The following is a 24,320-nucleotide window of genomic DNA, read 5'->3' as shown; positions in this document are numbered from 1 at the left end:
CGGGGGCTATTTGTCGGACGCGGGACGGGCATAAAAATGATCGACCGGCAAAGTAAAAAATACGCCGCCCGGTTTTTCGGCTTCCTCGAACATCACGGTCCGCACGAGTTCCGCGGCTTCGGGCAGTCGCGCGTCGTCGACCACCGTGAAAACGGTGGTGCTGTAAGCGCTGCCGCCGCCCCATAGATTGCGGAACCCGGCGAAGATCGGCATCTGTTCGGCGACGATTTTGCCCATGCCCTGGCTTTCGATAAGCGTCGCGGTGGTGATGCCCGCCTCCATCAGCGCCGCGAGGACGTCGTACACCATCTGCTGGTCGTTGATGACCATGATCAGGCAATGCTTGCCGGCGCGTGCTTCAGTGATGGCGGCTCTCCACTTCCCGCAAGGCCGCCAACACGGCTTCCGGGCTGTCGGCGCGGCGCAATTCCTCGTCGAAGCGTTCGTCCTTCAGCAGGCGGACGATCCGGCTTAGAATCTGGATGTGCATCGCGGGAACGCGTTCGGGCCCCAGCAGCAAAAAGATCAAATCGACCTGCCGCTCGTCGGGGCTGCAATAGTGGATCGGCGACGACAACCGGCCGATGACGATCAGCGGCGTGGTCAGTTTGTCGTAGTAGCAGTGCGGAATCGCCGCGCCGTGTCCGACCGCGGTGGAGCACAACGATTCGCGTTCCGTCAGCCGGCGCAACAGTTCCGGTTGGTCGGCGGCCGACAGCACGCCGCCGGCGACCATCCGTCGCGTGACGGCGGCCAGCGCTTGATTCTGGTCGGCCGCGACCAGGTCGAGGTAGATGCACTGTCGGCGGACCAAATCGATGAGATTCACCATATCCTCGGCTCCTCCCAAGGATCAGAATAAACGCCCGCGGCGGCGTCTGTAAACCTTAAATGGCCTATTTTTTCGCGGCGCGCAGCACTTGCTTGTAGCGCTCGCAAACCTCCGCCACGTCGGCGGCGGTCAGGTGCGAGAACAGGGGCAGGGCCAGGGCGCTGACGGAGACGCGTTCCGTGACGGTCAGCGGCGGCGATGGCGGCGGGAACCCGTGATAGGCCGCCTGCCAATGCAACGGCGGATAGAAGTACCGCTTGGTGTGTACCTTGGCATCGGTCATGCCGTTCCAGACCTCGTCGCGGTCGTATTGCCGCGCGTCGAGGAAGGTGACGAAGTAGTTGTGGCTCGAGCGGCAAGCGGCGGGAAGGGTCTGGAACGTCAGGCCCGGCACGTCGGCGAGGGCGGCCCGATACGCGGCCACCAGCTTCTCGCGCGCGGCGAGCAGGGTCTCGATCCGCTCCAGATTGGCCAGGCCGACGATGCTGTGAAATTCGCTGATCCGGGCCGAGAGGCCGAAACTTTCGATGTCGCTGCCGTCGGCGGTTTTGCCGTAGTCGCGCATCCGGCGCACCTTGCGGGCGAGTTCCGCGTCGTTGGTGGTCAGCAGGCCGCCCTCGACGGCGGTCACCACCTTGGTCGGCGAAAACGAAAAAATCTCCGCGCGGCACAGCCCGCCGCCCCGGCGTCCCTTATAAGTGGCGCCGATGGCTTGCGCGCTGTCGCACAGCAGAACGACGCCGGCCGCATCCGCCACGCGTTGCAGGGCATCAAGGTCCGGGTAAAGGCCGAAGACGTTGGTGGCGATGATCGCGCTGGTCGCCGGAGTGATCCGGCGTTCGACGTCGCGCGGGTCGAGGGTGCAGGTTCCTTCTTCGATATCGGCGAAAACCGGCGTCAGGCCGTTCCAGATCAACGCGTGGCCGGTGCTCGTCCAGGTGAAGCTGGGCAGGATGACCTCGCCGGTCAGCCCCAGCGCGCGGTAGGCCAGCATCAGGCCGCTGGTGCAACTGTTGAGCGCCACAGCGTGCTCGACGCCCATCAGGGCCGACGCGGCGCGTTCGAATTTTTCGGTATGCGGCCCGACCGTCAGCCGCCCGCTGCGCCAAACCGCGGCGAACAGCGGCTCGACTTCTTCCCACGGTACGAGAGTAGGCTGAACCAGATCGATGAATTTTTCGTCCAAGGGATTATTCCTTTCGTAGCACGTAAAACGTCTCGCCGCTGGTCGAGGGGTCGGCCAGGGCCCGCTCCTGCTCGTAGCGGCGCAGCCAGCGCTCGACGCGCCAGCCGGCCGCGGCGGCGTCGCGCCGGAATTCCGGCGTGCGATACCAATGAAACAGCGGCCGCTCGCCGGAGGCCGACTTCTCGCCGCCGATGCGACGCACGAAGGCGTCGTCGGGTTCGAGCCCCAGCGGATTGTAAACGCGGCGCCAGCCGTTGAGCAGCCAAAAGTATGCCCCGTACCAGCGACGGCGTTCAATGGCGTTGGTCGAGACGATCGCGGTGCCGGGCCGCATCACCCGGCCGATTTCCCGCAACACCTGCCGGCGCCGTTCGCGCGGGCGCACGTGGCCGAGCAATTGCCCGACCATCATCACGTGATCGAACGCGCCGTCCGCGAACGGCAGTTCCGCCGCGTCGGCCTGCCGCACGTCCAGCGATAGACCGCGCGCGGCGGCGCCTTGCCGGCACGCCGCGACGAACGCCGGCAGGTAATCCACCGCGGTGACCTGAAAACCCAGCGCCGCCAGGCCGAACGCCTCGCGGCCGCCGCCGCAGCCGACGTCCAGCACCCGGCCGCCGGGAACGAACGCCTCGCGGACCAGTTGCAATTCGGTCGGGAACAGCCCTTCGCCCGCCAGCGCCTCGCCCCATTTGCGGCGTTCCGCCTCGTTCTCGTAAAAGGTGCGCATATCGCCCGTCATCGCCGGCTCCGGTAGGGCGGAAAGAAGTTCGGATCGACCGCCGCCTGGCCCGCCGCCGCCGCCAACCGGGCCAGGTGCGCGATGGCCTCCGGGTCATGCCGCGCGCGGCCGACGAAAAACGGCGCCTGGTGGGGCGAAAAATGGCTCTTGAATTGAAACAGCGAATCCTCGCCGCGGTAGCCGCCGCCCAGGTGGAAAGAAGTCAGCCCGACATCGCGGCCCAGCCGGGCCGTTTCCACCAGCAGTTGCGTGACCGCGCGATACTGGGCCAGGTCTTCGTCCGAACAGCTCAGGTGGTAGTGCAGGCGGTCGCGGTGCCGCAGGCAGATGGCGTAGGCGCAGTCGCGATCGCCGCGATGGGCGCGCATCAGCCAGAAATCGCCGCCCAGCCCGTCGCGCAGCCGGGCGAAATATTCCCACGGGAAAAAATAGTACGCCTCGGCGCCCTTTCGCCGCATGGTCGCCTGGTACATTTCGAAAAAGGCCGGCAGGCGGTCGTGGGCGGACGACTCGACCCGCACGTTTTCCCGCGTCGCCCAGCGCGCGTCGCGCAACCGCGACTTCGAAATGCCGGTTTCGATCGGGGCGGTCAGGTCCATCCAGATCGTGCGGCCGGCGGCGAGCACCTCGATCTGATCGGCGAACGCGCGGTGGTTTTGCAGCAACGGATGAAAGCGGATGAACTCGGCGACGAGGCCGTTGGCGCGGGCGGTTTCGGCCCAGGCGCGCCAGACATCGGCGGCCCTGGCCGGCGCGTCGGTCACCGGGCCGGCGTAACCGTAAGGTGAGACGGCGTCGAAGCGATCAGCGTAGGGATGGGCGAAGGGCAGGGCGCTCAACGGCCGCCAGAGGGCGACGTGCAGCGCCGTGCAGCCGGCGTCGCGGAAGTAAAACAGCCGCGGTTCGCCGTCGCCGTTGGCCGCCAGCGCCGCCAAATAGCCCGGATGATGATAAACGTCCCCGAGGCCGGATTCTTCCAGCAGGCTTCGCCAGCGGTCGGCCCGGTCAAGGCCGAGTAGTTCGATCGTCGCCATCGTCAAACCGGTTGAACCGGTCCTGCTTGCCGGCGTCGGTTTCGTACAAACCCTCGCGCCGCAGCACCACCGGAATGGTTTTTAAAATAATGCGCCAATCGCCGAGGTACGACCAGGCGCGGGCGTAGCGCACGTCGAAGGCCAGTTTTTCGGCCCAGGTCAGGGCGTTGCGGCCGTTGATCTGGGCCAGTCCCGTCAGCCCCGGGCGTACGCGCAAGCGTTCCCGTTGTGTCTCGTCGTACTGCGCGACGTGTTCCGCCAGCGCGGGCCGGGGGCCGACGATCGCCATGTCGCCCCGGATCATGTTGAACAGTTGCGGCAGCTCGTCGAGCGACCACTCGCGCAGAAAGCGGCCGACCCGGGTGATCCGCGAATCGTGCGCGCCGACGTTGAGCCCGTCGCCCAGGGACGCTGCGTCCTCGACCATGGTCCGGAATTTCCACAACCGGAACCGCCGGCCGTCCCGCCCGATGCGATCCTGCCGGAAGAAGACCGGCCCCGGCGAATCCCATTTGATCGCGACGGCGACGGCGAGCAGAAACGGCGAAAGCACCACCGTTGCCGCGCCGGCCAGCAGCAGGTCGGTTGCCCGCTTCAACAGCGGCTCCAGGGCGAACGGGCGCTGGTCGCGGACGTCGCGCAGCGTATGTAAAACCGTGCCGGCCAGTTCGTCGCGCGCGAACCGCGACGACAACCGGCGGGCGGCGGCGGCCATGGCGGCGCGGCGCGTGCCCTCGCGGTCGGTCGCGGCGACGAGCCCGGCGGCTTTTTTAATTTCGCGCGGCAGGGCGAGACCGGCGCCGCCTTCCTGCAAGAGCGCGGCGGTCCAGCCGGGAGTATTGACCAGCACGGGCAGCCCGGCGGCGAGGTAATCGAAAAACTTGTTCGGGCTGTTGGTGGCCAGTACCGGCTTGTCGGCGAAGGAGACGATGCCCCAGTCGGCGGCGTGCAGATACGGCGCCGTTTCGCGACGGCTGACGGGCCCGGCGAACAGGATGTTCGTGATGCCTTCCTCGGCGGCGCGTCGTTCCAGGCGTTCGCGTTCGCTGCCTTCGCCCAGCAGCAGAATGCGATAGCGCGCCTCGGTCCGCGCCAGCGCGCCGGCCAGGTTCAGCAACCAGTCGCCGTCGTTGGACGGCCCGAGGTTGCCCGCGTGGATGATCAGTATCTCGTCCGGCGCGACGCCGAGTTTTTCGCGCACCCCGGCCGGATCGGCGGCGCCGAACAAATCCGGGTCGCAGGCGTTGGGGACCATGACGATTTTCCCGGCGGACACGCCGGCCCGGACCACGCCGTCGGTCATGCCGGGGCTGAGCGTGACGATTCGCGCCGCCAGCCGGTAGAAAAGCCGTTCGGCGAGGCGCGCGACGGCGATCGCCAGCGGATTACGCAAAAAGCCCATTTCGATCGGCGCCTGCGGCCAAAGATCGCGCACCTCGAAAACGAAGGGCGTGCCGCGCCAGCGGCTGATCCAGACCGCCGGCACGCCGATGGTCAGCGGCGTCGAACTGGCGAACACGACGTCGTGGCGGGAAAGCTGAATGCCGATCAACGCCGCCCAGATCATGTAGTGGAAAAACGCGCGCAAGCGGGCCGCGCGGCTCATTTGCTGGGAGTAATAGGAGCGGATGCACAATACGCGGATGCCTTCGATGTCGCGGCGTTCGACGAGACGCTGTTGGGCCCGGCCATCGAGATCGCTGTACCGGCTGGCGCTGGTGAGAACCGTCACCCGGTGCCCCTGCGCGACCCACCGGCGGGCGAATTCGTAGGCGCGCGTACCGCTGATCCCTTCGCGGGTGGAAAAATATTGATCGAGGTAAAGGATTTTCATCGGCGCAACAAATCCTCGGCCGCGGCCAGCACTCGCCCGGGCGGCAACCCGGCGAGGCAATGAGCGTAAGCGTGCGGACAACCCGGGTACGGCCCCAGGCCGTAACAGGGCGCGCAAGTCCGTTCGGTGACCACGGCGCGGCCGCGCGGACCGTACGGCCGGGTCCGGTGCGGTTCGCTGGGCCCGAAAACCGCGACCGTCGGGATGCCGCTGGCGGCCGCCAGGTTCATCAGCCCCGAATCGTTCGCGACAAACAGGTCGCAAACGCTCAGCAAACCCCAGGCGTCGGTCAGCTCGCCGAAACCGTCCAGCGCGTGCACCGGAGTTTTCGCCAGCCGGACCACCCGCCGGCCCGTGCCGGGTTCGGCGGGGCCGTCGAAAACGATCGCCGGTAGTCCGTGGCGCCGAAAAATCTCCTCGGCGAGGACGGCGAAATGTTCTTCCGGCCAACGCTTCTCGACCCACAGGCCGTCGCATCCGGTGTGCAGTCCCAGGTAGCGCGCCTCGGGATCGAGTCCCTGCCCGGCCAGATAGGCGCGGGCCTTGGCGCGCAACTCGTCGGGAACCGACAGTACCGGCCAGCAATCGGCCGGTGCGGCCGGCAAACCCAGCGCGGCGAGCAGTTGCCGGTTTTGATCCAGGTCGTGGGTCCGGGCCGGCGCTGGGACGGCGAGGGTCAGGTGGCGCCAGGCGCCGCCGGCTTCCGGGTAGCGGTGGCCGAGGCGTTCGGGGATGCCCGCGAGCCGGATGAAACGATAGGCGTTGGCGCCCGAGGGATACGAAAAAATCGCGCGCGAGAAACGCCGGCGCCGGAGTTCGCGCCACAGGCGGGCGCGGCCGGCGAGCCCCTGGTAATCGGCTTCGCCCGCGGCCAGCGCGGCGGCGAGAAAGGGGACGCGTTCGAGCAGCGGCAGGGCGCGCGGCGACAGCGTCAGCAGGGTGGCCGGTTCGCCGTTTTCGTACAGGGCGCGGGCCAGCGGCAAGGCCAGCAGCGAGTTGCCGATGCCTTGCAGGCTGACGATCAGGGTCCGGCTAGTCATGGGTCATCTCGTCGTACAACGCCCGCATTTCCTTCGCCATGGCGGCATAGGTAAACCGGGCGGCTTGCGCGAGAATCGCTTCGCGCCGCCGTTGCCGCCAGGCGGCGTCGGTGGCCGCGCGGATCAGCGCCTCGGTCAACTGTTCGTGCCGGCCCGCCGTGACGATCAGCCCCGCCGCGCCGACCACCTCGGGCAGGCTCGTCGCGTTGCTGACGATCGGCAGGACGCCGCACGACATCGCCTCCAGAACGGGCAGGCCGAAACCTTCGTAAAAACTGGGCAGCACCAGGGCCGTCGCCCCCCGGTACAGGTGCAACAGATCCGCGTCGCCGATGCCCGGCAACAGTTTAACCCGATCCCCCTCCTTTTCGCCATGCAGCAGGTGCCGGGTTGATTCGCGCAGGGCGGTGACGTCGCCGACCAGCGCCAGTTGGTAGTCGGCGGGCAGCGCGTCGGCGCGCCGGGCCTCGTAGAAGGCCTTGATCAGGCCGTCCTCGTTTTTCTGGCGGCCGAACTGGCCGACGAACAGAAAATACGCGCCGGCCGTCAAGCCATGACGCGCCAGCGTCGCCGGATCGGGGTCGCCCGGACAAAACAGCGGATTCGCGCCCGGATAAATCACGCGGATACGCCGCGGGTCGAAACGCAGCAGTTCGGCGATCCGCTCGGCGCTGTAATGGCTGATGGTGTGGATGAAATCGGCGCGTTTCGCCGACCGGTAACGCAGCCGGGTGCGGAGGAGCGAACGCAGGTTCTGCGGCGTGGAATACAAAAAATGCGGCGACAGCCGGGCCAGATCGTAGAGCGAAAACAGGACCGGCGTGTTTTCCTCGTAAACGGGCGTCATTTCGAGCGTGCAATGCACCAGGTCGATGTGCCGCGTCGAAACCAGCGCCCCGATGTGTTGCCGGCGCGCGGCTTCCAGCGCCAGCGGCCCCAGAAAGCGCCAGGGCTTGATCGTTTCGTACCGGAAATTGCCAGGCAGGGTTTCGGGCTCCCAGATCCGCGGCGCGAAGCCGAACAGCAAATAGCGGTATTCGCGGTCCCACGACGCCAGATGCCGGATCATTTCCTGAACCAGGCGGCCCGCGCCGGTCAGGTGCTCGGGAGTAAAGGGAGTCGCGTCGAACAGGATCGTCTTCATGTGCGCCACCACCGTTCCACCGCCCCCAACACCTCGGCGGGCGTCAGGTCGCGCAGGCAGGGATGGCCGGCGACCGGGCAACGTTCCTTCCGGCACGGCGCGCAGGCGACCGGGTGGGCCAGCGCCCGCGCTGGGTCGGGCGCCCACCGCGGCGCCACGTTGGTGCCGCTCATCAGCGTGACGACCGGCGTGCCGACCGCTTTCGCCAGGTGGCCCGGTCCGGAATCGACGCCGATCAGCAGATCGGCCGCCGCGACGATCCCGGCGGTCTGGGCGAGGTCGAACCGCCCGGCCCAATCGGCCGCGCGGCCGTTCTGGCCGTGAAGAATGATTTGATTGAAAGGCCGGTCGTCGCCGCCGCCGATGAACGCCAGCCGGGCGCGGGTGCGCTCGGCCAGCAGGCCGAGCAGGGCGCGCCAATGGGCAGCCGGCCACAGCTTGGCGGGCGTGCGCGCCGCCGCGTGCAAAACGATCCGCGGCCCGTCGCCGGGCAGGGAATCCCAAACCGCGGCGGCCGTCTGGGCGGCCGGGGTCAGCGGCAGCGGGGGCACCGTCGCCGGGGCGATCCGCAGCGTTTCGGCCAGCAGGGACAAGTGGTTGTCGGCCTCGGGCTTTGCTTCTTCCGGCGGCCGGCCGGGATGCGTCGCCAGCCGACCGGTGCCTTCGTGATCGTAGGTCGCGAGAAACCGCGGGCGGCAGGCGGTGCACAGCAGAATGTCGCGCACGTCATGACGCAGGTTGATCAGCAAATCGGGCGACCGGCGGCGGACGGCGGCCCGGTACTTCAGCCAACTGCCGCCGCCGCCCAGGAACGGGCTGTCCCAGGGCTCGAGGCGATAACCGAGAACGTCGGCCGCGAGGAGCGCTGCGGCCGGCGGGTGGCAGGCGAAAACGATTTCCGCTTGCGGGTAAGCGGCGCGCAGTGCGGCCAGCGCCGGCCTGGCCAGCAGGGCGTCGCCCAGGTGATCGGGCTTATGAACCCAAATCCGCCGGATCGCGGCGGGTGAAAAACCGGCGGCGCGGCGGCGCACCCGCGGCCCGGCCAGCGCGCCGGCCAGCGAAAAAAGCCGGTAGCCCGCGCTCACGGCTTCGGCTCCTCGGCGGCCGGCGGCGACTCGGCGGCCAGGACGATCGAATGTTCGGGGTAGTAGCCGATGCGCAGGCGGTGGATCGCGGTACTCATCGCCCAGATGGCGACGATCAGGTACGAGCTGTGGTGCGGCTTGAATAAAAAGGAATCGAACAGGCCGCTGCCCAGGAAGATCAGGTAGGCCAGAAAAATCCCGCGCGACAGCCGCGCCATGTCGGGCGTCAGCGCCGCCCGGAGGTTGGCCGCCATCTGGCGCCAGAGGCGGACGATCAGGGTCATGAAGACGCCGAAGCCCAGAAAGCCGGTACCGGTGATGACGTCGACGAACATGTTGTGCGGGCTGCCGTACATCGAACTGACGCCCTCGTACATCGAGTAATGCCCGTAAACGAAGGCGTAGTTGTTGTACCCCACGCCCATCAGCGGGTGTTCGAGGATCACGTTGATGGCGCTGACCCAGCGCACGAGTCGCGATTCCGCGCTGCTGCGCGAGTAGTGGACGAAATCGACGACTTGCTGTTCGACGTCGATCTGGCCGAACAGCGAGGTGGTCATCAGTACGGTGATGCCCGCCAGCAGCAGCGTCATCACGACGACCCGCCGGCGGCTGATGTAGCCCTTCATGGACAGCACCGAGAGGCCGATAAGAATGCCGACCCAGGTGCCGCGGTTGAAGGTCAGAACGATGCACGACAGGATCAGCAGCAACAGCAGCCAGCCCCAGACCCGGCGGCCCTTGTCGCGGAACAGCGGCAGATAGTGGGTCGCCAGCGAGAGGATCGAGGCGTAGTAGATGCCGGTGTAGCTGGTTGATCCGGCGATGCTGATCATGCGCAGGATCTTCGTGCGCAGGAAAATGTAGGCCGGGTTCATCGTCAGGATGTAATACCAGAAGGGCGAATGCGTGAAGTAGATGTAGTAGCTGATCCCGGCCATCCACAGCGCCCAGACCAGCAGCCATTTGACCAGCCGCAAAATCTGCTCGGGGCTGTCGAGCACGTCGACCAGCATGATGTAAAACAGGGCGAGCATCGTCAGCCGCATCAGCTCCTTGCTGTTGAACAAAATGTTGTTGGGGCTGACCCAGGCGACCTTGGTGATGCACAGGATGGCGATCATGACGAACAAGAGAAACGGCAGGGCGATGCGGTCGTCGCGCGGAATGATGAACTGCCGGTTGATGATCGAACGCGTCAGGTAACCGCTGAAGGTCAGCAGGACGAAGGCGTCCTCCACCGTGATGGCCCAGGGGCCGGGGATGTCCAGCCCGATGTTCGGCAGCGCGATGGCGATCGGGAAAAGCACGACGATCGAATGGCGGTTGAAGAAGGCCAGCAGGAAAACGGTGGCGCCCAGCAGGGCGATCAGAAAGCCGAATTTTTCGCCGGCGATGCTCTTGCCGACAATCCAGGCCAGGGCGATGCCCAGCATCGCGCCCATCACTTCGCGCGTGTTGCGATGCGTGACGATGCGGCGAATCAGGTCTTCAGAGGCCGAAGTCGGCATCGTTCCTCTCCCACGCCAGCCGCAGCGCTTGTTCCAACCGCGCCGCCACGGCTTCATCGGTAAACCGCGCCGCCGCGCGGCGCCGGCCGTTTTCCGCCAGTTGGCGCCACGTCGCGCCGTCGGTCAACCGCTCGAGCGCCGCCGCCAGCTCCGGCGCCGCGTTCTCGGCGCAGAGCAGGCCGGCGTCGCCGACCACTTCCGGGATCGCGCCGCAACGGCTGGCGACGATCGGCAACCCGGCCGCCATCGCCCACGCCAGGACGTGGCCGAATTGCTCGGCCCACCCGGGAACGGTGCGGCTGGGCAGCGCCAGGGCGTCGGCGCCGGTCAGCACGGCCGGCACCTCCTCGTGGGAAACGGCCGCGCGAAAAGTCACCCGATCGCCCAGCCGCAGGCGGGCGGCGTGCGCTTCGAGATTGCCGCGTTCGGCGCCGTCGCCGATGATCAGGCCGCGCCAGGCCGGCGCCGCCGCCAGGGCGTCGAGCAGCAGGTCGGCGCCTTTTTTACGATCCAACCGGCCGAGAAACAGCACCGTCGGCGGCGACGCGGGGCCGGCGGCGCGGCGCGGCGGAATCCGCGCCGGATCCACCCCGACCTGCGGGATCACGGTGAGCGGACCGCGATACCCGGCGCGGCGGGCGACTAGCGCCGCTCCCCCCGAACCGACGAGCAACCGGCGCGCGGCGCGATAAACCGGCAGCGCCGCCAGGCGCGACCAACCCGTCAACGGCAGATTCTCCCATGAGAACGGCAGCAAAGGCAGCCCCAGGCGGGTCGCCGCCCACACGGCTTCCAGCGCCGCCAAGCCGCCGGGCTCGGTTTCCGCCACGAGGGCGTCGGGCCGCCAGCCGCGCAGCGCCGCCAGCAGTTCGCCGCGCGGATACCAATAACGGCGCACCCGGCCGTGGAACGGACAGGAAAAGGCGGCGGCGTCCAGGCGATCGTCGCTCTCGAACGTGCGCAGGCCGAAATCGGTCTCCCGCCAGAGGCGCGGCGAACACAGCAGCACCTGATGGCCGCGGCGCTCCAGCGCGCGATATTTGCCGCGATTGGCGCGGACGATGTAGGTATGGCCCAGCACGGCGACGCGCATCAGTCGACCCCCAGGCCGGCGTAAACCCGGTCGAATTCCGCGGCGATCCGCGGCCAGGAATACTCGCGGCGAAGTCGCGGCGAAACGATTTCGCGGCAGGTGCGCGCCTGCGGTTCGCGTTCCCGCGCCGCGCGTTCGATCACCTCGGCCAGCGCCGTGGCCGTCGTTTCGCGCGCCTGGTAGGGCGACGCGACCGCCGCCAGCATTTCGGGCAGCGAACCGACCGGCGTCGCCGCCACCGGAACGCCGCAAGCGGCGGCCTCCAAAACGATGAGGCCGAAATTTTCCTCGGCGCGGGACGGCACGACGAACAGGTCGGCCGCGCGGTACAGGCCCTGCAATTGTTCGTCCGGCACGAAGCCCAAAAAGCAAACCTGCGCGGTGATGCCCAGTTGTTCGGCCTGCTCCTCCAACTCGCGGCGCAAGGGCCCGCCGCCGGCGATCAGGCAGCGAACCGCCAGGCCGCGGGTTTTCAATTCGGCGACCGCCGCCAGCAAAAGATCCAGCCCCATGCGGCGTGCCAGGCGGCGAACCGTCAACACCACGAAATCCGCGCCGGAGCGCCAATCGATCGCCGGCACCGCATCGGGGGTGAAACGATCCGGGTCGATGCCGCCCGGAATCCGCACCGCGTCCGCCGCGCGTTCGGGGGCCAGTTGGCCGACCCAGCCGCGACTGAATTCGCTGAGCACCGCGACCCGATCGACCGCGCGCAACAGGCGGATTTGCCGGCGGCGCTGCCAGGCCATTTGCTCGTCCAGATAGGCGCGGTAAAGCCCGCCCGCGGCGCGCCGGATTTCCTCGGCCTCGACGGCGAATTCCGCGTGCCAAGGCCCGTAAAAACTATAGACCAGCGGTTTGCGTCCTCGCCAAAGGTCGAGCGGCCCCTGGGCCGAGAGCGTCAGGTGAAAATGCACCAGGGCCGGCGGCGATTCGCGGTCGATTTGCCGCGCCAGCCGGCGACTGGCGCGGATGCTGGTCAGGTATTTCCAGGGAGTCGGCCGCGCCGCGAACGGATAGCGAAAAACCTCCACGCCGTCGGCGCGGACCTCGCGCGCCGGGGCTCCGGCGACTGCCTTGGTCAGCACCTGCACGCGGCGGCCGGCGCGGACCTGCGCGGCGGCCAGTTCCTCGACGACGCGTTCGACGCCGCCCCGTTCGGGCGGAAAGGCGTCGGTGACGTGCAGGATCGGCGCGTTCAAATCCACCACTCCAGGCAATCGCGGCAGGGGTCCAGTTCGTCCCAGCGTTTTTCCAGGTGCAGGCGGCGGATGGTTTCCCAACGCGCTGACCGCCAGAGTTCGGCCAGCGGCGTTTCGTTCACGTTGCCGACCGCCAGCTTGTACAGCACGTCCTTGCAGCACACCGTGACGCGCCCGTCCCAACTAACCGCCAGATCCTTCCAGAGTTGGCGGCAGGCAAAACGCTCCGCCGGTTCGAGGTGACGGTGCGCGGCGGTGCGGCGGTCGTCGACCTGGCCGCCGAAGGTGTCGACTTCCTTGATGAGGATGCGGTCGCGCGAGCCCAGCAGCGGCACCCAGCGGGCGCAGAAGTCTTCGATCTCCGCCTCGGTCTGGTCCATCAGCAGGATTTGCAGTTCGATGGCCGGCCGCCGCGCGCCGCGCTGCCGTTTCGCCGCGAGCAGCCGCTCGACTCCGGCTTCGACGACCTCGTAGGCGCAACCGGGGCGGACTTTCTCGTAGGTCGCCCGATCGCCGTCCACCGACAGGATGAGCTGGTCGAACACGTCGGCGGCGAGCAATTCCGCGACGCGGCTTTCGCTCAGCAGCGTCGCGTTGGTGCTCGTGTATAGCCGGTGCAGGCCGGCTTCCTTGGCGATCCGGCCCAGGTCGAGCAACTCCGGGTGCAAAAAGGGTTCGCCCAGGCCCATCAGCGCGACCGATTCGATCCAGTCGCGTTGCGTTTTCAACTGCCGCGCGATCTCGCCGAACCGCTCCCGGTCCATCCGCCCCACCGGACGATCCATGAACTGCCGCGGGCACATGACGCAGCGCAAATTGCAGGCGTTGGTCACCTCGAGGTGAATCGCCTGCGCGAACGGCAGCGGTTCGTGCGGGCGAAAACGGCGGTGCCACTTGCGGCGGACGTCGGCCGCCAGCCGGACCGGTCCCTTGTCGCCGGCCAGACGCAGGCGCAGCGCAAGGCCCGCCCAGCCGCCGCCGGTGGTGTCGGAAAAGTAGACGACCTGGGAGCCGAAACGTCGCCGGTCCATGGTCAGGATTTCTCCACCCGCAGGGTCAGGTGAAGGTCGCGGGCCGGCAGCAACCAGGCGCCGTAAAATTCGTAAAAATCGAGGAAGCGGTTGGCGAGCCAGGCGATGCCCGTCAGGCGAAAGATCCGGCTGAACGACAAATGCAGGCGCACGGGACTGAACGGCGCGACGCTCGGCAGGCGTGGGTACTCGTAGCGGTGTTCGAACAGATAATTGCCCAGCACCGCCAGGCGGCCCGGCCGGCGGGGCGGCGTGCCGGTGAAAAAGTCGAAGGCCCGCGCGCTCAGGGCACGCCGGTGCGTCGGGTCGGCGTAGGCGCAACGGTTGGAAAAGTGCGGTGTCACCAGTTCGACGACGGCGCCGGGCTTGGCGACGCGGTGGATCTCGTTCATGAACGCGACGGGATCTTGCAGATGCTCGATGACGTGCGACGCGACGATCCGGTCGAACTGGTTGTCGGCGAGCGGCCACGGTGTCCGGTCCAGGTCGTGCGTCAGGTCCACGCCGGGAAAGGGATAAAGATCCACCCCGAACGCGCCGGGCGTTTTATTGCCGCCGCAACCGACATCCAACGTTTTCAAACCGCTTCCCGTTTCGTTAAACGATTTTTAATTTCGCCGTATTCCCGCCGCAACCGCCGGCCTTGCGCCAATCCGAGCAACAAGACGGTGAACCCGCCGAACAACACGATTTTCGCGATCAGCCGGGTCACCTCGCCGGCCGGTTGCCAGAGGGACAAAACCAGGGCCGACAGTCCCGCCGCTCCCAGGCACAACACCAACGGTAGGACCAGGACGCCCCAGAAGTCGAATATAACATGCGGGCGCAGATCCCGGTATGCCAGGATCACGCCCAGCAGCATCACCAGCCCGACCGACAGCGCCGCGCCCTTGGCCGCGAAAAAATAGACCAGCGGCGGCGTCAGAACGACCACCGCGATCGCCTGGGCCACCTGGATGCGGCTGATCTTGCGCGGCTCGCCGATCGCCGTGAACAGTTCGCCCACGTCGTCGAACATCGGCCGCAGCACCTCGTACAGCAGCAGGTAACGGACCAGCGAGGCCATCGGCCGCCAGGTTTCGCCGAAGACCACCGCCACGAATTCCGGCGCGCAATAGGCCAGGCCCAGGGCGGCGGGCCCCGAAAACAGCACGATCAGCCGCATCACCAGGGTGAAGGCTTCCGACAGCTTGTTCTTGTCGCGCTGCAACTGGCTGTAGATGGGAAAGGCGACGCGCGCCACGATGTGGCCGACCATCGTCGTGGGCAGCACGGCCAGGGCGTAAGCGCGACTGTAAAAACCGAGCGCCTTTTCGTCGATCATCGTGCCGACCAGGAAGTCGTCGAACTGCAGCACCGCGAAGGTCGCCAGGCCCGCCAGCCACAGCGGCGACCCGAAGCGCAGAAACCACCGGGCCATGTCGCGGGTCGGCCGTTGCAGCTTCAGTCCGGCGTTGAGTTTCCAATAGCCGATCGCTTCGATCGCCTGGGCGCCGGCCACGCGAAACGCCAGCACCCACACGTTCGGCCACAGCCAGGCGGCGCCGACCGCCAGCCCGTTGACCGTCAGGTTGATAGCGAGGTTGAGCAGCATCAGCCCGCGGAACTCGACCTGCTTTTCCAGCATGATCCGCGGCGTGAAGCTGGCGCTTTCGAAGGCGGCGCCGACCGACACGCCGATCAGCACCAGGGCGGTCAACCGGTCGTAATAGTGCGCGACCGCCGGATACGCCGCGAAGGCCGTCAGCATTACCACGGCGGCGCTGGCGAGGTTGAGCGCGAAGTGCGTCCCGGCGGCGGTGTCCAGGTCGTCCTGCTTGTGGATCAGCGCGTGATTGAAGCCGAACCCAACCAGCTTACGGGCCAGGGTGCAGAAAAAGGTCGCCAGCGACAGCACGCCGAACGCTTCGGGCGCGATTAGGCGCATCAGGGCGATGTTGGCCAGGAAGGTGATCAACTGCCCGGCGTAGGTCGCGAAGGCGACCCAGAACGCGGCGCCGGCGGCTTTGCGGACCAGGCTCATCGAACGCCCCGCCGAAACCGCCGATAGTAGTGGATGCGCCCCAGCGCGTTGACGATGCCGCCCGCGAAATTGACCAGCGGCGCCAACCAGGCCCGCCCGCCGGTCGCTTCCGGACCCAGGATGGCCAGGCGCGGCGCGCGCCGGAAATCGATCAGCAACCATTTCCAGGGCGAGAGACACAGGGCCCGCAACATCGTGCCCCAGTTCTCCTCGCCGCTCTTCAGCCCGAATTTCACCGTGCTGCCGCGCCGCCACATCGTGCGCAGAAACGAACGGAAATCGTCCACCTTGAGGTGAGTGACCTGCGCCTGGACCGTGCGCCGCAACCGGCAGCCGGCCGCCAGGAGCCGCCGGGTCAGGTCGGCGTCGGCGCCGTGCAGAAAGGTCTCGTCGAAGCCGCCCACCTTCCGCAACGCTTCGAGGCGCAGGGCCATGTTGTTGCCGTTGAGGCAGATGCCGGGGTATTCGCCCGCCAGTTCGTAGTTCCGCTCGAATTCCTGCACGTAGCGCAGCACCTTCGCCAGTTCGACGGCGGTCAGGCGGCTCGGCAGCAGGTTGCCGCCGACGCCGTCGACGTCTTTGAGGTCGTCCAATAGATCCTCGATCCAGGAGTACGGCACGACGCAGTCGGCATCGGTGAACAGCACGATCTCGCCCCGGGCGGCGGCAAGGCCGGCGTTGAGCGCGGCGGGCCGGCCGACGTGGGGGAGGGCGAGGATTTCGACCCCCGGGCGCGCTGCCTGGTCGCGGGTGTCGTCGTCGCTGCCGTCGTCGGCGACGATGATCTGCAGCCGCTCGCCGCCCAAGCAGGCCCGGACCGAATCGACCGTGCGGCCGATCGTGGCGCCGGCTTGATAGGCGGCGATGACGACGGAGAGGTTCGGATTTTCCATGCGGCGCGCGCGCTTTCTTGATATTCGGATGCAGTTTGCGCAACGATTCCGGGCCGGTCAAGCGAAATTGACTTGCGCCGCAAAGACCTTTATCGTCGCCGTTTCGAGAACTCGAAGGAGTACAACGATGAAAAGAACGCTTTTGGGGTTGATTTTCCTGCTCATGCTGGGCTCGGCCTTGGTTTTCCTCACTCAGTGCAGCACCGGCGACGACGACGACAACGACGACGGCGGCTCCTCGGCCTGCGATGCGTTCTGCAACCGCGTCGGCCAATGCGGCCTGGGCGGTTTGATCGGCGCCGAAACGGCCGACGACTGCCAGCGCATCTGCGATACCGATACCACCGCCGCGGTCGGCCAATGCGTGCTCAACGCCGCCAATTGCGCGGCCGTCAGCGACTGCCTGTCCGGCGGCGACGACGACACCGCCGATGACGACACGACCGACGACGATACCGGCGACGATGACGACGACTCCGTCAGCTCGATCCCCCTGCTGTTGGGGTCGCAACTGTTCCTCTCGGCGCTCGATTACGAATTGTGGTCCCAGGCGACGCTGCCGGAGACCATCGGCACGCAGGAAAAAGCCTTCCTGTTCCCGACCTTCAAGGATGAAGCCTGCGACCTGGCGGGCGGCAAAATGTACTACGCGCTCGACGGCGGCGAGATCGTCGAATACGACGACATCCCCAGCTACGTCGAGTGCACCAGCGACCAGTTGAACTACCTCGTCGGCTACGACTTCACCGACATCGAGGGCGCGCTGGCCGAGGGTACGCACGAATTGAAGTACTACTACATCGACAGCGTCGGCAACAAAAGCAACGAAAAGACCTACCACTACGAGGTGGCCGACAGCGACACCGCGATCGGCGCGACGATGGCCGATTTCACCCTGATCGACCAGGACGGCAATTCGGTTTCGCTGGCCGATTACGCGGACCAGATCGTGGTGATCGACGGCTACGCGCAGTGGTGCGTGTACTGCGGCCAGGAGGCCAACGAACTGGCCGACCTGATGCAGGAATACCTCGACAACGGCGACGACGTGGTCATTCTGGGCCTGATGTACGAGGACAACACGGGCGGTTCGGTCGATCAATCCGAGTTGCAGGATTGGATTACGGATCACGGCTGGACCGGCCTGATCCCGAACCTGAACGACTCCACCGACCATGTTCAACAGGCCTATTGGTGGCAGCCGGCGTTCCCGTTCAATATGATCCTCGACGCCGATCACGTCATCCGCGTCAAATGGCACGGCTACGGCTCGGGCCTCGTGGCCGACGTGGTCGACTTCCTGATGACGAAGTAAACCGCACTTTTCCAAACGATACTTCCGGCGGCGGCCCCTCGGCCGCCGCCGGGCGTTAATATCATTGATTAGTGATTTCTTTACGTGAGCCTGCTCCACAAAAGTCCGGACTTTTTCCCCTAATTCCCGACCCTTCTCCCACCTGGGGATGAAGGGAGCCCATTCATCTTTTCCACTCGCCCTTAAATGGGAGAAGGACCAAGGGTGAGGGATCAAATATTTCACCTGTCGGCTGACTCGCTAGGTAAAGAAATGACGATAGGCGCTATTACGGTTTTTTCTTCTAGCCGGGTTCAATGCACCCGCCGGATCGGCGGGTCGCCGTCGCCGCGGCGGCGGAGGGGGCGCAGTTTGCGCAGCGGGGGCAGGGGCGGGCCGGTCAGGTCGTCGTCGAGGCGTTCGTACTGCTTTTTCCGGCGCAGCTTGACCAGAAACCACCCCACCACCAGCAGCAGCGCCATGAACGTCCAGAGACAGCCCTGGTTGAGAATCGACAGCCAGGTGTATTTCTGCCGCAGAAAACGCAGCCAGCGTTTTTCGAAGGTTTGGAGCGACGCGCCGGTCGCGCTCTTCAGGGCTTCCGATGACGTTTGGCCGGCGCGGATATTTTCAAGCACCGGCGACAGCCGCCCCGATTCCTGCAGGTAATTCGTCAGCGCCAGCGATTCGGCGTAGGCCAGCTTGGCCCGTGATTCGGTTTCCGGCCAATGGTTGATCAGATCCTTCAGCGGAATCAGCCGGTCCAGGAGCAGCGTGACGGTCAGCCGCGCGGCGTCCATACTCGTCCACTGGCCGGCCACCAGTTGCGCCACGCCCTCGTTCAGCCAGCGCGGCAGGTGCCGCCCCTGGACGGCGTCGCTCAGGTAAACGTGGCTCAACTCGTGCAAAACGGTTTTTTCGTATTCGTCGCTCAGCCTCTTGTCGAGCGCGCCGCGCGGCGAATAAACGATGATCGTCCGGGTCTTGACGTTGGCTGTGCCGACCGCCCACTCGGGCGCCCGGCCGTCCGGCTGCAGTTGGTCGAAGGACGCGCGATCGGGCGCCAGCAGGACGTTGACCTTCGGCGCGTCGCCGGCGGCCGGAATGACCGCCAGCACGCGGCCGCGCAGGGCTTCCAGCGTCTTGCCGAACGACACACCCGCCGAGGCTTCCTGATCGGGAAATTGAATGCCGAAATGCTCGGTATCGAAGCGCACCCACCGGGGCTCGGCGCACCGGGCCCGCGGCGCCGGCAGCAACAGGAGCAGCAACAGGGCGAGGCGGAAAAACTTCATAGACCCAGTTTGTCGCGGACCTGTTCGACCGACAAGCCCCGGATCAGCAGGGTTTTCGCGCGGTCGGTCGCGCCGGCGACGACCTCGACGGCGCTTTTCGGCAAGTCCAGCTTTTTGGCGAGCAGGCGCGCCACGTGTTCGTTGGCCTTGCCTTTGTCGGGCGGCGAGGTGACGGCGATTTTCAGGCGGTCGTCGTGCAGGGGGCCCAGGCGGTCGGCCGAGGCCTTGGGGGTGACCCGCGCCTGCAGCAACGCGCCCTCGGGTGCCGGGCGGAGCAGGGAACTCACTTTTTGCCCAGGATCATCACCTTGTCGGCCTCTTCCTCGTGGCGGTCGGTTTCCTCGGCGGCGGCTTCGAGCAGCTTGAGGTGGCTGGTCAGCACGGCGGTCAGCTCGGCCTCGACGCGCACGCGCTGGCGGCGCAGTTCCTGAACATCCTGGGTCAGGTTGCGTACCTGGTCGTGGGCGTTGCCGATGAGCTTTTCCGCGTCCAGCCGGGCCTGGGCGACGATGATCTCGCGTTCCTTGCGGGCGTTGGAAAGGATGTCCTCGACGGCCTTCTGGGTGGAAATGATGGCGTCCTTGAGGATTTTCTCGTTCTCGACCAGTTCGTTCAGGCGGCTCTTGACCCGCTTGAGCTCCTCTTTCATCTCGGCGTTTTCGCGCAGGTTCGCTTCCATCTCCATCGCGACCATGTTGAGGAACGAGTCGACCTCGCCCAGGTCGTAATAACGGCTGCGGATCTTCTTGAACTGCTGCTGCTTGATGTCCAGCGGCGTAATTTTCATCATTTTGCTCCACGAAAATAATCAATTGAAAGCGGCCACAGTGTAGCAAAAACTGCGGAAAAAGCAACGCATTTTTAGCGTTGGATCTCGGCATCGATTGGCCGTTTTAATAAAACCTGGATTGTTTTCTTTCCGATGTCCCCTTGATTTGCGGCCGGGGGTCGCGGTTAATAGGCTCGCTCGCGAATTCATCAAGGAGTGCGGCGATGGGTTTGTTGCGTGTACCATACCGGGTCATCTTCGGCGATACCGATGCCCTGGGCATTGTGTATTACGCCAATTACCTGCGCCTGCTCGATATCGGGCGCACCGAGTGGTTTCGCAAATATTCCCTGGCGCCGCGGGCGATGTTCGAGGAGGCGGAATACTGCATCGTGATCGTCGAGACGCACCTGGAGCACAAACGCCCGGCGCGGTTCGACGACGAGTTGGTCATCGAGTTGTGGCTGAACCGCAAATGGGTGAAAAACGCCTCGATCCGGTTCGATTACCGGATTTACGGGGCGGACGGCGAGGTGTGCGTCCTGGGCTATACGCGCCATGCGTTCGTCAACCGGGCCGGCGTTTTGAAACGCCCGCCGCGCGACTACCTCGATTCGTTGCGGAACCAGGCCCTGGAACGGGAGTACAAGGATCATGCGTAGGGTGATCGGTACGATCGTGCTGTTGCTCGCGGCCGCCGGGCTGGCCGGCGCGGCGGTTTCGCAGTTTTCCGGCCAGCCGGCCTTGAATCCGAGCGAGGCGGGCCGCTGGCATCCGATGAGCGACGAAACCTACATGGAAAGCTGGTCGTTTCACGCCCGGGCCGACGACGGCGGCTTCTTCTTCGCCGTGGTGCTGGTCAGCAACGCCGGCCTCTACGACAACAATCCCGGCATCAACGTCTCTTATTACGCCCCGAACGGGCGGATTTACTCCAACGAATTGCGGATCGACAACAGCCGCTTCCAGGCGGCGACCGACCGCTTCGACGTCCACGCTGGCAAGGCTCGATTCTGGCAGGACGGGCGCGATTACCGCCTCTCGATCCAGGAAGGCAAGGTGACGGCCGAGATGACCCTGACGCCCACCGCGCCCTTGTGGCGCAACGGCACCGGCCGGCTGTTGCTGGGCAAGAACAACGACACCTGGAACTGGCTGATGACCGCGCCGCGCGGCCGGGTCAGCGGGACGGTCGCGTCCGACGGGCAGACCTTCCAGGTGACGGGCACGGGCTACACCGATCATTGCTGGTCGAACGAGGCGTATTTTTCGTTCTCGAAAAACTGGTTCAGCCTGCACGTTTCCACGCCCGTGCGGACGGTCGATTTTCACCAGATCGTCAAACTGCAAAAGCGCGGCGCGGAGATCGTCCGCAGCCTGATGGCCGTGCGCGACGGCCAGCAACCACGCCATACCGACGCCGTCGACCTGGAAATCCTGCAATGGCAGGCGACGAAGAAATACCGCCACCCGGTGGCGTTCAACCTGCACGGCCGCATCGACGACACCGAGTACTTCGTCGAGGCGCGCAACGGCCGGTACGGCGAAACCATCGACCCGCTCGGCCCGTGTTCCTACGTCGAGCAGAAGATCGTCCGCCTGCTGGTCGCCGATCCGATGCTGTACCGCCTCCGGATGGACACCACGATCCGCACCGTGAAAAACGGCGTCACCGAAACCGAGACCTTCCCGGGCATCGCCAACTTGCTTTTTTTCGAGCAGTAGGCCATGAGCGACTGGATCCGCCTGGACGAATTCCGCTTGCGCCTGCCGAAGCAGGGCGGGATGCGGGTCGAGGGGCGTATCTACGTCGATGAGCGCCTCGAACGCGAACTGGGCAAGGACGAGGCGGCCGCGCAGGTGCGCAACGTGGCCCACCTGCCGGGAATCGTCGGCGCGAGCCTGGCGATGCCCGACATTCATTGGGGCTACGGCTTTCCGATCGGCGGCGTGGCGGCGTTCGATTTCGACGCGGGCGTCGTGTCGCCGGGCGGCGTCGGCTACGACATCAACTGCGGCGTGCGTCTGGCGGTCACGGCGCTCGACCGGCGGGAAATCGAAGCCGAGCTGCCGACCCTGGTCGACGCGTTTTATGCCGGGATTCCGGCCGGCGTCGGACGCGGCGGGGATGTCGCGCTCGGTCCGAAAGAATTGAAGCGGGTGCTGCGCGACGGCGCGGCCTGGGCGGTGCGCGCCGGCTGGGGCGAGGCGGACGAACTCGCCTACCTCGAAGACGGCGGCGCGATCGACGACGCCGACCCTGATACGGTGAGCGACAAGGCGCTGGAGCGCGGCAAGGACCAGCTCGGCACGCTGGGCAGCGGCAACCACTTCGCCGAAATCGGCTATGTCGAAGAGATTTTCGACGCCGTCGCCGCGGACGCTTTCGGCCTGCGCCCCGGGCAGATCACGGTGTTGATTCACAGCGGCAGCCGCGGGCTGGGCTACCAGGTTTGCGACGATTTCCTGGCGGCGATGGCCCGCCACGTCCGGCAGCATCCGCTGCACCTGCCCGACCGCCAATTGGCTTGCGCGCCGCGGGCCAGCGCCCCGGGCCGCGAATATCTGGCCGCCATGGCCGCCGCCGCGAATTACGCCTTCGCCAACCGGCAAATCCTGATGGCCCGCGCCGCCCGGATCTTGTCGGCGGCGCTGCGCCTCGCCCCGCGCGAACTGGGCCTGCGAACCGTCTACGACGTGGCGCACAACATCGCGAAAATCGAAACGCACGAGGTCGAAGGCGTCCGGCGCAAGCTGGTGGTGCACCGCAAGGGCGCGACGCGCGCCTTCGGCCCGGGCTCGCCCGACATCCCGGCGCGTTACCGCGAGGTCGGCCAGCCGGTGCTCGTGCCCGGCGACATGGGCTCGGAAAGTTACGTGCTGGTAGGGACGGAACAGGCGGGGCGCGAAACCTTCGGCTCGACCTGCCACGGCGCGGGGCGGCTGTTGTCGCGGCACGCGGCGATGAAACAGGCGCGCGGCCGGGTCATCGACGAGGAACTGCGCCGGTCGGGCGTCCTGGTGCGGGCGCGGCAACGCGGCACCCTGGCCGAGGAAATGCCCGAAGCCTATAAAAACGTGGCCGCCGTGGTGGAAGTCGTACACGGCGCCGGCCTGGCCCGCAAGGTGGCGCGACTACGGCCGCTGGCGGTGATCAAAGGATGAATGCGATGCGGCGAGTTCCGGCGGCGATTCTGGCCGCGCTGTTGGGCGTCCTGGCGCTTCTGGGCGCCGGTTGTACCGAATTGCCGGGACAAAAAAAAGATTTCGCGCTCGGCCCGCTGCGTTTCGGAATGACGGTCGCCGAGATGGAACAGGCGTTCGCCGCGCGGTCGCGGCAGCTCGATACCTACGACACGGAGCTCGGGCAGTCCTGGTCGGTGCTCGATCCCTTCGCGGACGACAAGCCGCTACCCGAATGGTTCACCGCGAACGTCGAGCGGGTCGGACTCAGTTTCTGGAACGAGCGGCTGTTTCGCGTGCGGCTGCATTATCCCACGGCGGATCTGGAAAAAGCGCAGGGCTTTCGCCGCGCGTTCGATCGGGGCTATCGCTTCAACGCGGATCTGTCGCGCGGCGAGCGGCTGTTCCTCGAATACGAAACCGACACGATGCTGGTCTACCTGTCTTGCGGCGGCGACCAGAGCCTGTCGGTGGCCTTCGTCGACAAGGCGGCCTATCGCGCGATGGATACCTCGCGCCGCCGGTTGAAGCTGAAGGCAGCCGAGGCCTTCGCCCCCGCCGGGCTGCGCTTCGGCGCCACCCGGGAACAAGCGGAGCGATTGCTCGCCGGCCCGGCGCGCCCGTCCGACTTTTTCGCCGGCTTGGAATGCCTCTCCTGGCGCGAGGCCGACCCCGAATGGGAATGGTTGCTCGGCTTTTCACCCGACTGGGGCTTGTCCGCCATCGCCAGGCTGTCGCGCGCGCGGCGGGCGCCGGCGGACGTCCAGGCGAGACTGTTGGAAATGACGCGCGCCTTCGGCCAGGGAGAGGTTCAACCGAGCGCCCACGGCTATTCCCTGACGATCGACGGCGAAACGATGACCGCCACGCTGATGGTGATGGATTGCAACGATGCGGGGTGCCTGCTCAGCGAAGGTTGGCTCTGGAAAGGTCCCGCGGAAACGCCGGCCGAGACGAAATAATCCGCTTGCTTCCGGCGGGGCGCCAAACTGTTTATACTTAGGCAATATGTCCCCTTAACTGTGCAGCAAAAATGTCCCCTTGGTTACGTAGAGTTCGGAGCCGAGGCCTGATAGACCCACGTCCAGTTGGTTGTTCCCTTTCGATTTTCCGTTTTGCATCGGGCTTT

General features: G+C 66.3%; 24 protein-coding genes. 5 read left to right on the top strand and 19 right to left on the bottom strand.

Annotated elements, in window-relative coordinates; translation table 11 throughout:
* Positions 1–6: 6 nt before the first annotated feature.
* The 16 genes from GX444_17365 to GX444_17290 all read right to left on the bottom strand — a co-directional run bounded on the left by GX444_17365 (position 7) and on the right by GX444_17290 (position 16,650).
* Positions 7–330, bottom strand: coding sequence for a hypothetical protein (locus GX444_17365; protein NLH50352.1), 324 nt, complete (start codon positions 328–330; stop codon positions 7–9).
* Between the two features lie 28 nt (positions 331–358).
* The gene (locus tag GX444_17360; GenBank protein ID NLH50351.1) at positions 359–832 is read right to left on the bottom strand and encodes a PTS sugar transporter subunit IIA; all 474 of its coding nucleotides are present in this window, start codon (positions 830–832) and stop codon (positions 359–361) included.
* Positions 833–896: 64 nt separating this feature from the next.
* Positions 897–2,018 (bottom strand): DegT/DnrJ/EryC1/StrS family aminotransferase, encoded by a 1,122-nt coding sequence (locus GX444_17355; protein NLH50350.1) that lies wholly within the window; start codon positions 2,016–2,018, stop codon positions 897–899.
* 4 nt (positions 2,019–2,022) lie between these two features.
* Positions 2,023–2,760, bottom strand: coding sequence for a class I SAM-dependent methyltransferase (locus tag GX444_17350; GenBank protein ID NLH50349.1), 738 nt, complete (start codon positions 2,758–2,760; stop codon positions 2,023–2,025).
* A complete protein-coding gene (locus GX444_17345) occupies positions 2,757–3,794 on the bottom strand; it encodes a GNAT family N-acetyltransferase (GenBank protein NLH50348.1) in 1,038 nt (345 codons plus the stop codon). Before GX444_17345 ends, GX444_17350 begins: the two co-directional genes overlap by 4 nt.
* Entirely contained in the window at positions 3,766–5,628 is a 1,863-nt protein-coding gene (locus tag GX444_17340; protein ID NLH50347.1) for a glycosyltransferase, read from the bottom strand. The genes GX444_17345 and GX444_17340 overlap by 29 nt, the downstream gene beginning before the upstream one ends.
* Positions 5,625–6,668, bottom strand: coding sequence for a glycosyltransferase family 9 protein (locus GX444_17335; protein NLH50346.1), 1,044 nt, complete (start codon positions 6,666–6,668; stop codon positions 5,625–5,627). Before GX444_17335 ends, GX444_17340 begins: the two co-directional genes overlap by 4 nt.
* Entirely contained in the window at positions 6,661–7,812 is a 1,152-nt protein-coding gene (locus tag GX444_17330) for a glycosyltransferase family 4 protein (GenBank protein ID NLH50345.1), read from the bottom strand. Before GX444_17330 ends, GX444_17335 begins: the two co-directional genes overlap by 8 nt.
* Entirely contained in the window at positions 7,809–8,897 is a 1,089-nt protein-coding gene (locus GX444_17325; protein ID NLH50344.1) for a glycosyltransferase family 9 protein, read from the bottom strand. Before GX444_17325 ends, GX444_17330 begins: the two co-directional genes overlap by 4 nt.
* Positions 8,894–10,408, bottom strand: coding sequence for an O-antigen ligase family protein (locus GX444_17320; GenBank protein ID NLH50343.1), 1,515 nt, complete (start codon positions 10,406–10,408; stop codon positions 8,894–8,896). The genes GX444_17325 and GX444_17320 overlap by 4 nt, the downstream gene beginning before the upstream one ends.
* Positions 10,389–11,501: a glycosyltransferase family 4 protein gene (locus tag GX444_17315; protein ID NLH50342.1), complete on the bottom strand. Its 1,113-nt coding sequence runs from the start codon at positions 11,499–11,501 to the stop codon at positions 10,389–10,391. The genes GX444_17320 and GX444_17315 overlap by 20 nt, the downstream gene beginning before the upstream one ends.
* Positions 11,501–12,703 carry a glycosyltransferase family 4 protein gene (locus GX444_17310; protein ID NLH50341.1) on the bottom strand — a complete coding sequence of 401 codons (1,203 nt, stop codon included), beginning with the start codon at positions 12,701–12,703 and terminating at the stop codon, positions 11,501–11,503. Before GX444_17310 ends, GX444_17315 begins: the two co-directional genes overlap by 1 nt.
* Positions 12,700–13,734: a radical SAM protein gene (locus GX444_17305; protein ID NLH50340.1), complete on the bottom strand. Its 1,035-nt coding sequence runs from the start codon at positions 13,732–13,734 to the stop codon at positions 12,700–12,702. Before GX444_17305 ends, GX444_17310 begins: the two co-directional genes overlap by 4 nt.
* Positions 13,735–13,736: 2 nt before the next feature.
* Positions 13,737–14,315: a methyltransferase domain-containing protein gene (locus GX444_17300; GenBank protein NLH50339.1), complete on the bottom strand. Its 579-nt coding sequence runs from the start codon at positions 14,313–14,315 to the stop codon at positions 13,737–13,739.
* Complete coding sequence (locus GX444_17295; GenBank protein ID NLH50338.1) at positions 14,312–15,757, bottom strand: oligosaccharide flippase family protein; 1,446 nt, start codon at positions 15,755–15,757, stop codon at positions 14,312–14,314. Before GX444_17295 ends, GX444_17300 begins: the two co-directional genes overlap by 4 nt.
* Positions 15,754–16,650: a glycosyltransferase family 2 protein gene (locus GX444_17290; protein ID NLH50337.1), complete on the bottom strand. Its 897-nt coding sequence runs from the start codon at positions 16,648–16,650 to the stop codon at positions 15,754–15,756. The genes GX444_17295 and GX444_17290 overlap by 4 nt, the downstream gene beginning before the upstream one ends.
* A gap of 127 nt (positions 16,651–16,777) precedes the next feature.
* Here GX444_17290 and GX444_17285 point away from each other — a divergent pair, with 127 nt between their 5' ends.
* Positions 16,778–17,965, top strand: a complete 1,188-nt coding sequence (locus GX444_17285; protein ID NLH50336.1) for a TlpA family protein disulfide reductase — start codon at positions 16,778–16,780, stop codon at positions 17,963–17,965.
* Between the two features lie 293 nt (positions 17,966–18,258).
* Here GX444_17285 and GX444_17280 read toward each other — a convergent pair whose 3' ends face one another.
* From GX444_17280 to GX444_17270, 3 genes are read right to left on the bottom strand one after another with little or no spacing between them, the layout of a single operon-like run.
* Positions 18,259–19,239, bottom strand: a complete 981-nt coding sequence (locus GX444_17280) for a hypothetical protein (GenBank protein ID NLH50335.1) — start codon at positions 19,237–19,239, stop codon at positions 18,259–18,261.
* On the bottom strand, positions 19,236–19,526 hold the full coding sequence (locus GX444_17275) for a DUF167 domain-containing protein (GenBank protein NLH50334.1): 291 nt from the start codon (positions 19,524–19,526) through the stop codon (positions 19,236–19,238). The genes GX444_17280 and GX444_17275 overlap by 4 nt, the downstream gene beginning before the upstream one ends.
* A complete protein-coding gene (locus GX444_17270; protein NLH50333.1) occupies positions 19,523–20,026 on the bottom strand; it encodes a DivIVA domain-containing protein in 504 nt (167 codons plus the stop codon). The genes GX444_17275 and GX444_17270 overlap by 4 nt, the downstream gene beginning before the upstream one ends.
* Positions 20,027–20,232: 206 nt before the next feature.
* Between GX444_17270 and GX444_17265 the strand changes: the two genes are divergently transcribed.
* Genes GX444_17265 through GX444_17250 form a run of 4 tightly spaced genes read left to right on the top strand, consistent with a single transcriptional unit; the run spans position 20,233 to position 24,153 of the window.
* Positions 20,233–20,670: an acyl-CoA thioesterase gene (locus GX444_17265; GenBank protein ID NLH50332.1), complete on the top strand. Its 438-nt coding sequence runs from the start codon at positions 20,233–20,235 to the stop codon at positions 20,668–20,670.
* Entirely contained in the window at positions 20,663–21,733 is a 1,071-nt protein-coding gene (locus GX444_17260; protein ID NLH50331.1) for a hypothetical protein, read from the top strand. Before GX444_17265 ends, GX444_17260 begins: the two co-directional genes overlap by 8 nt.
* 3 nt (positions 21,734–21,736) lie before the next feature.
* Positions 21,737–23,173: an RtcB family protein gene (locus GX444_17255; GenBank protein NLH50330.1), complete on the top strand. Its 1,437-nt coding sequence runs from the start codon at positions 21,737–21,739 to the stop codon at positions 23,171–23,173.
* A gap of 5 nt (positions 23,174–23,178) precedes the next feature.
* Positions 23,179–24,153 (top strand): hypothetical protein, encoded by a 975-nt coding sequence (locus GX444_17250; protein NLH50329.1) that lies wholly within the window; start codon positions 23,179–23,181, stop codon positions 24,151–24,153.
* Positions 24,154–24,320 lie beyond the last annotated feature (167 nt).

This window comes from Myxococcales bacterium, from assembly GCA_012517325.1.
Classification (GTDB): domain Bacteria; phylum Lernaellota; class Lernaellaia; order Lernaellales; family Lernaellaceae; genus JAAYVF01.
Note: the sequence above shows the minus strand (reverse complement) of the source record. Positions and strands in the feature narration are given on the sequence as shown.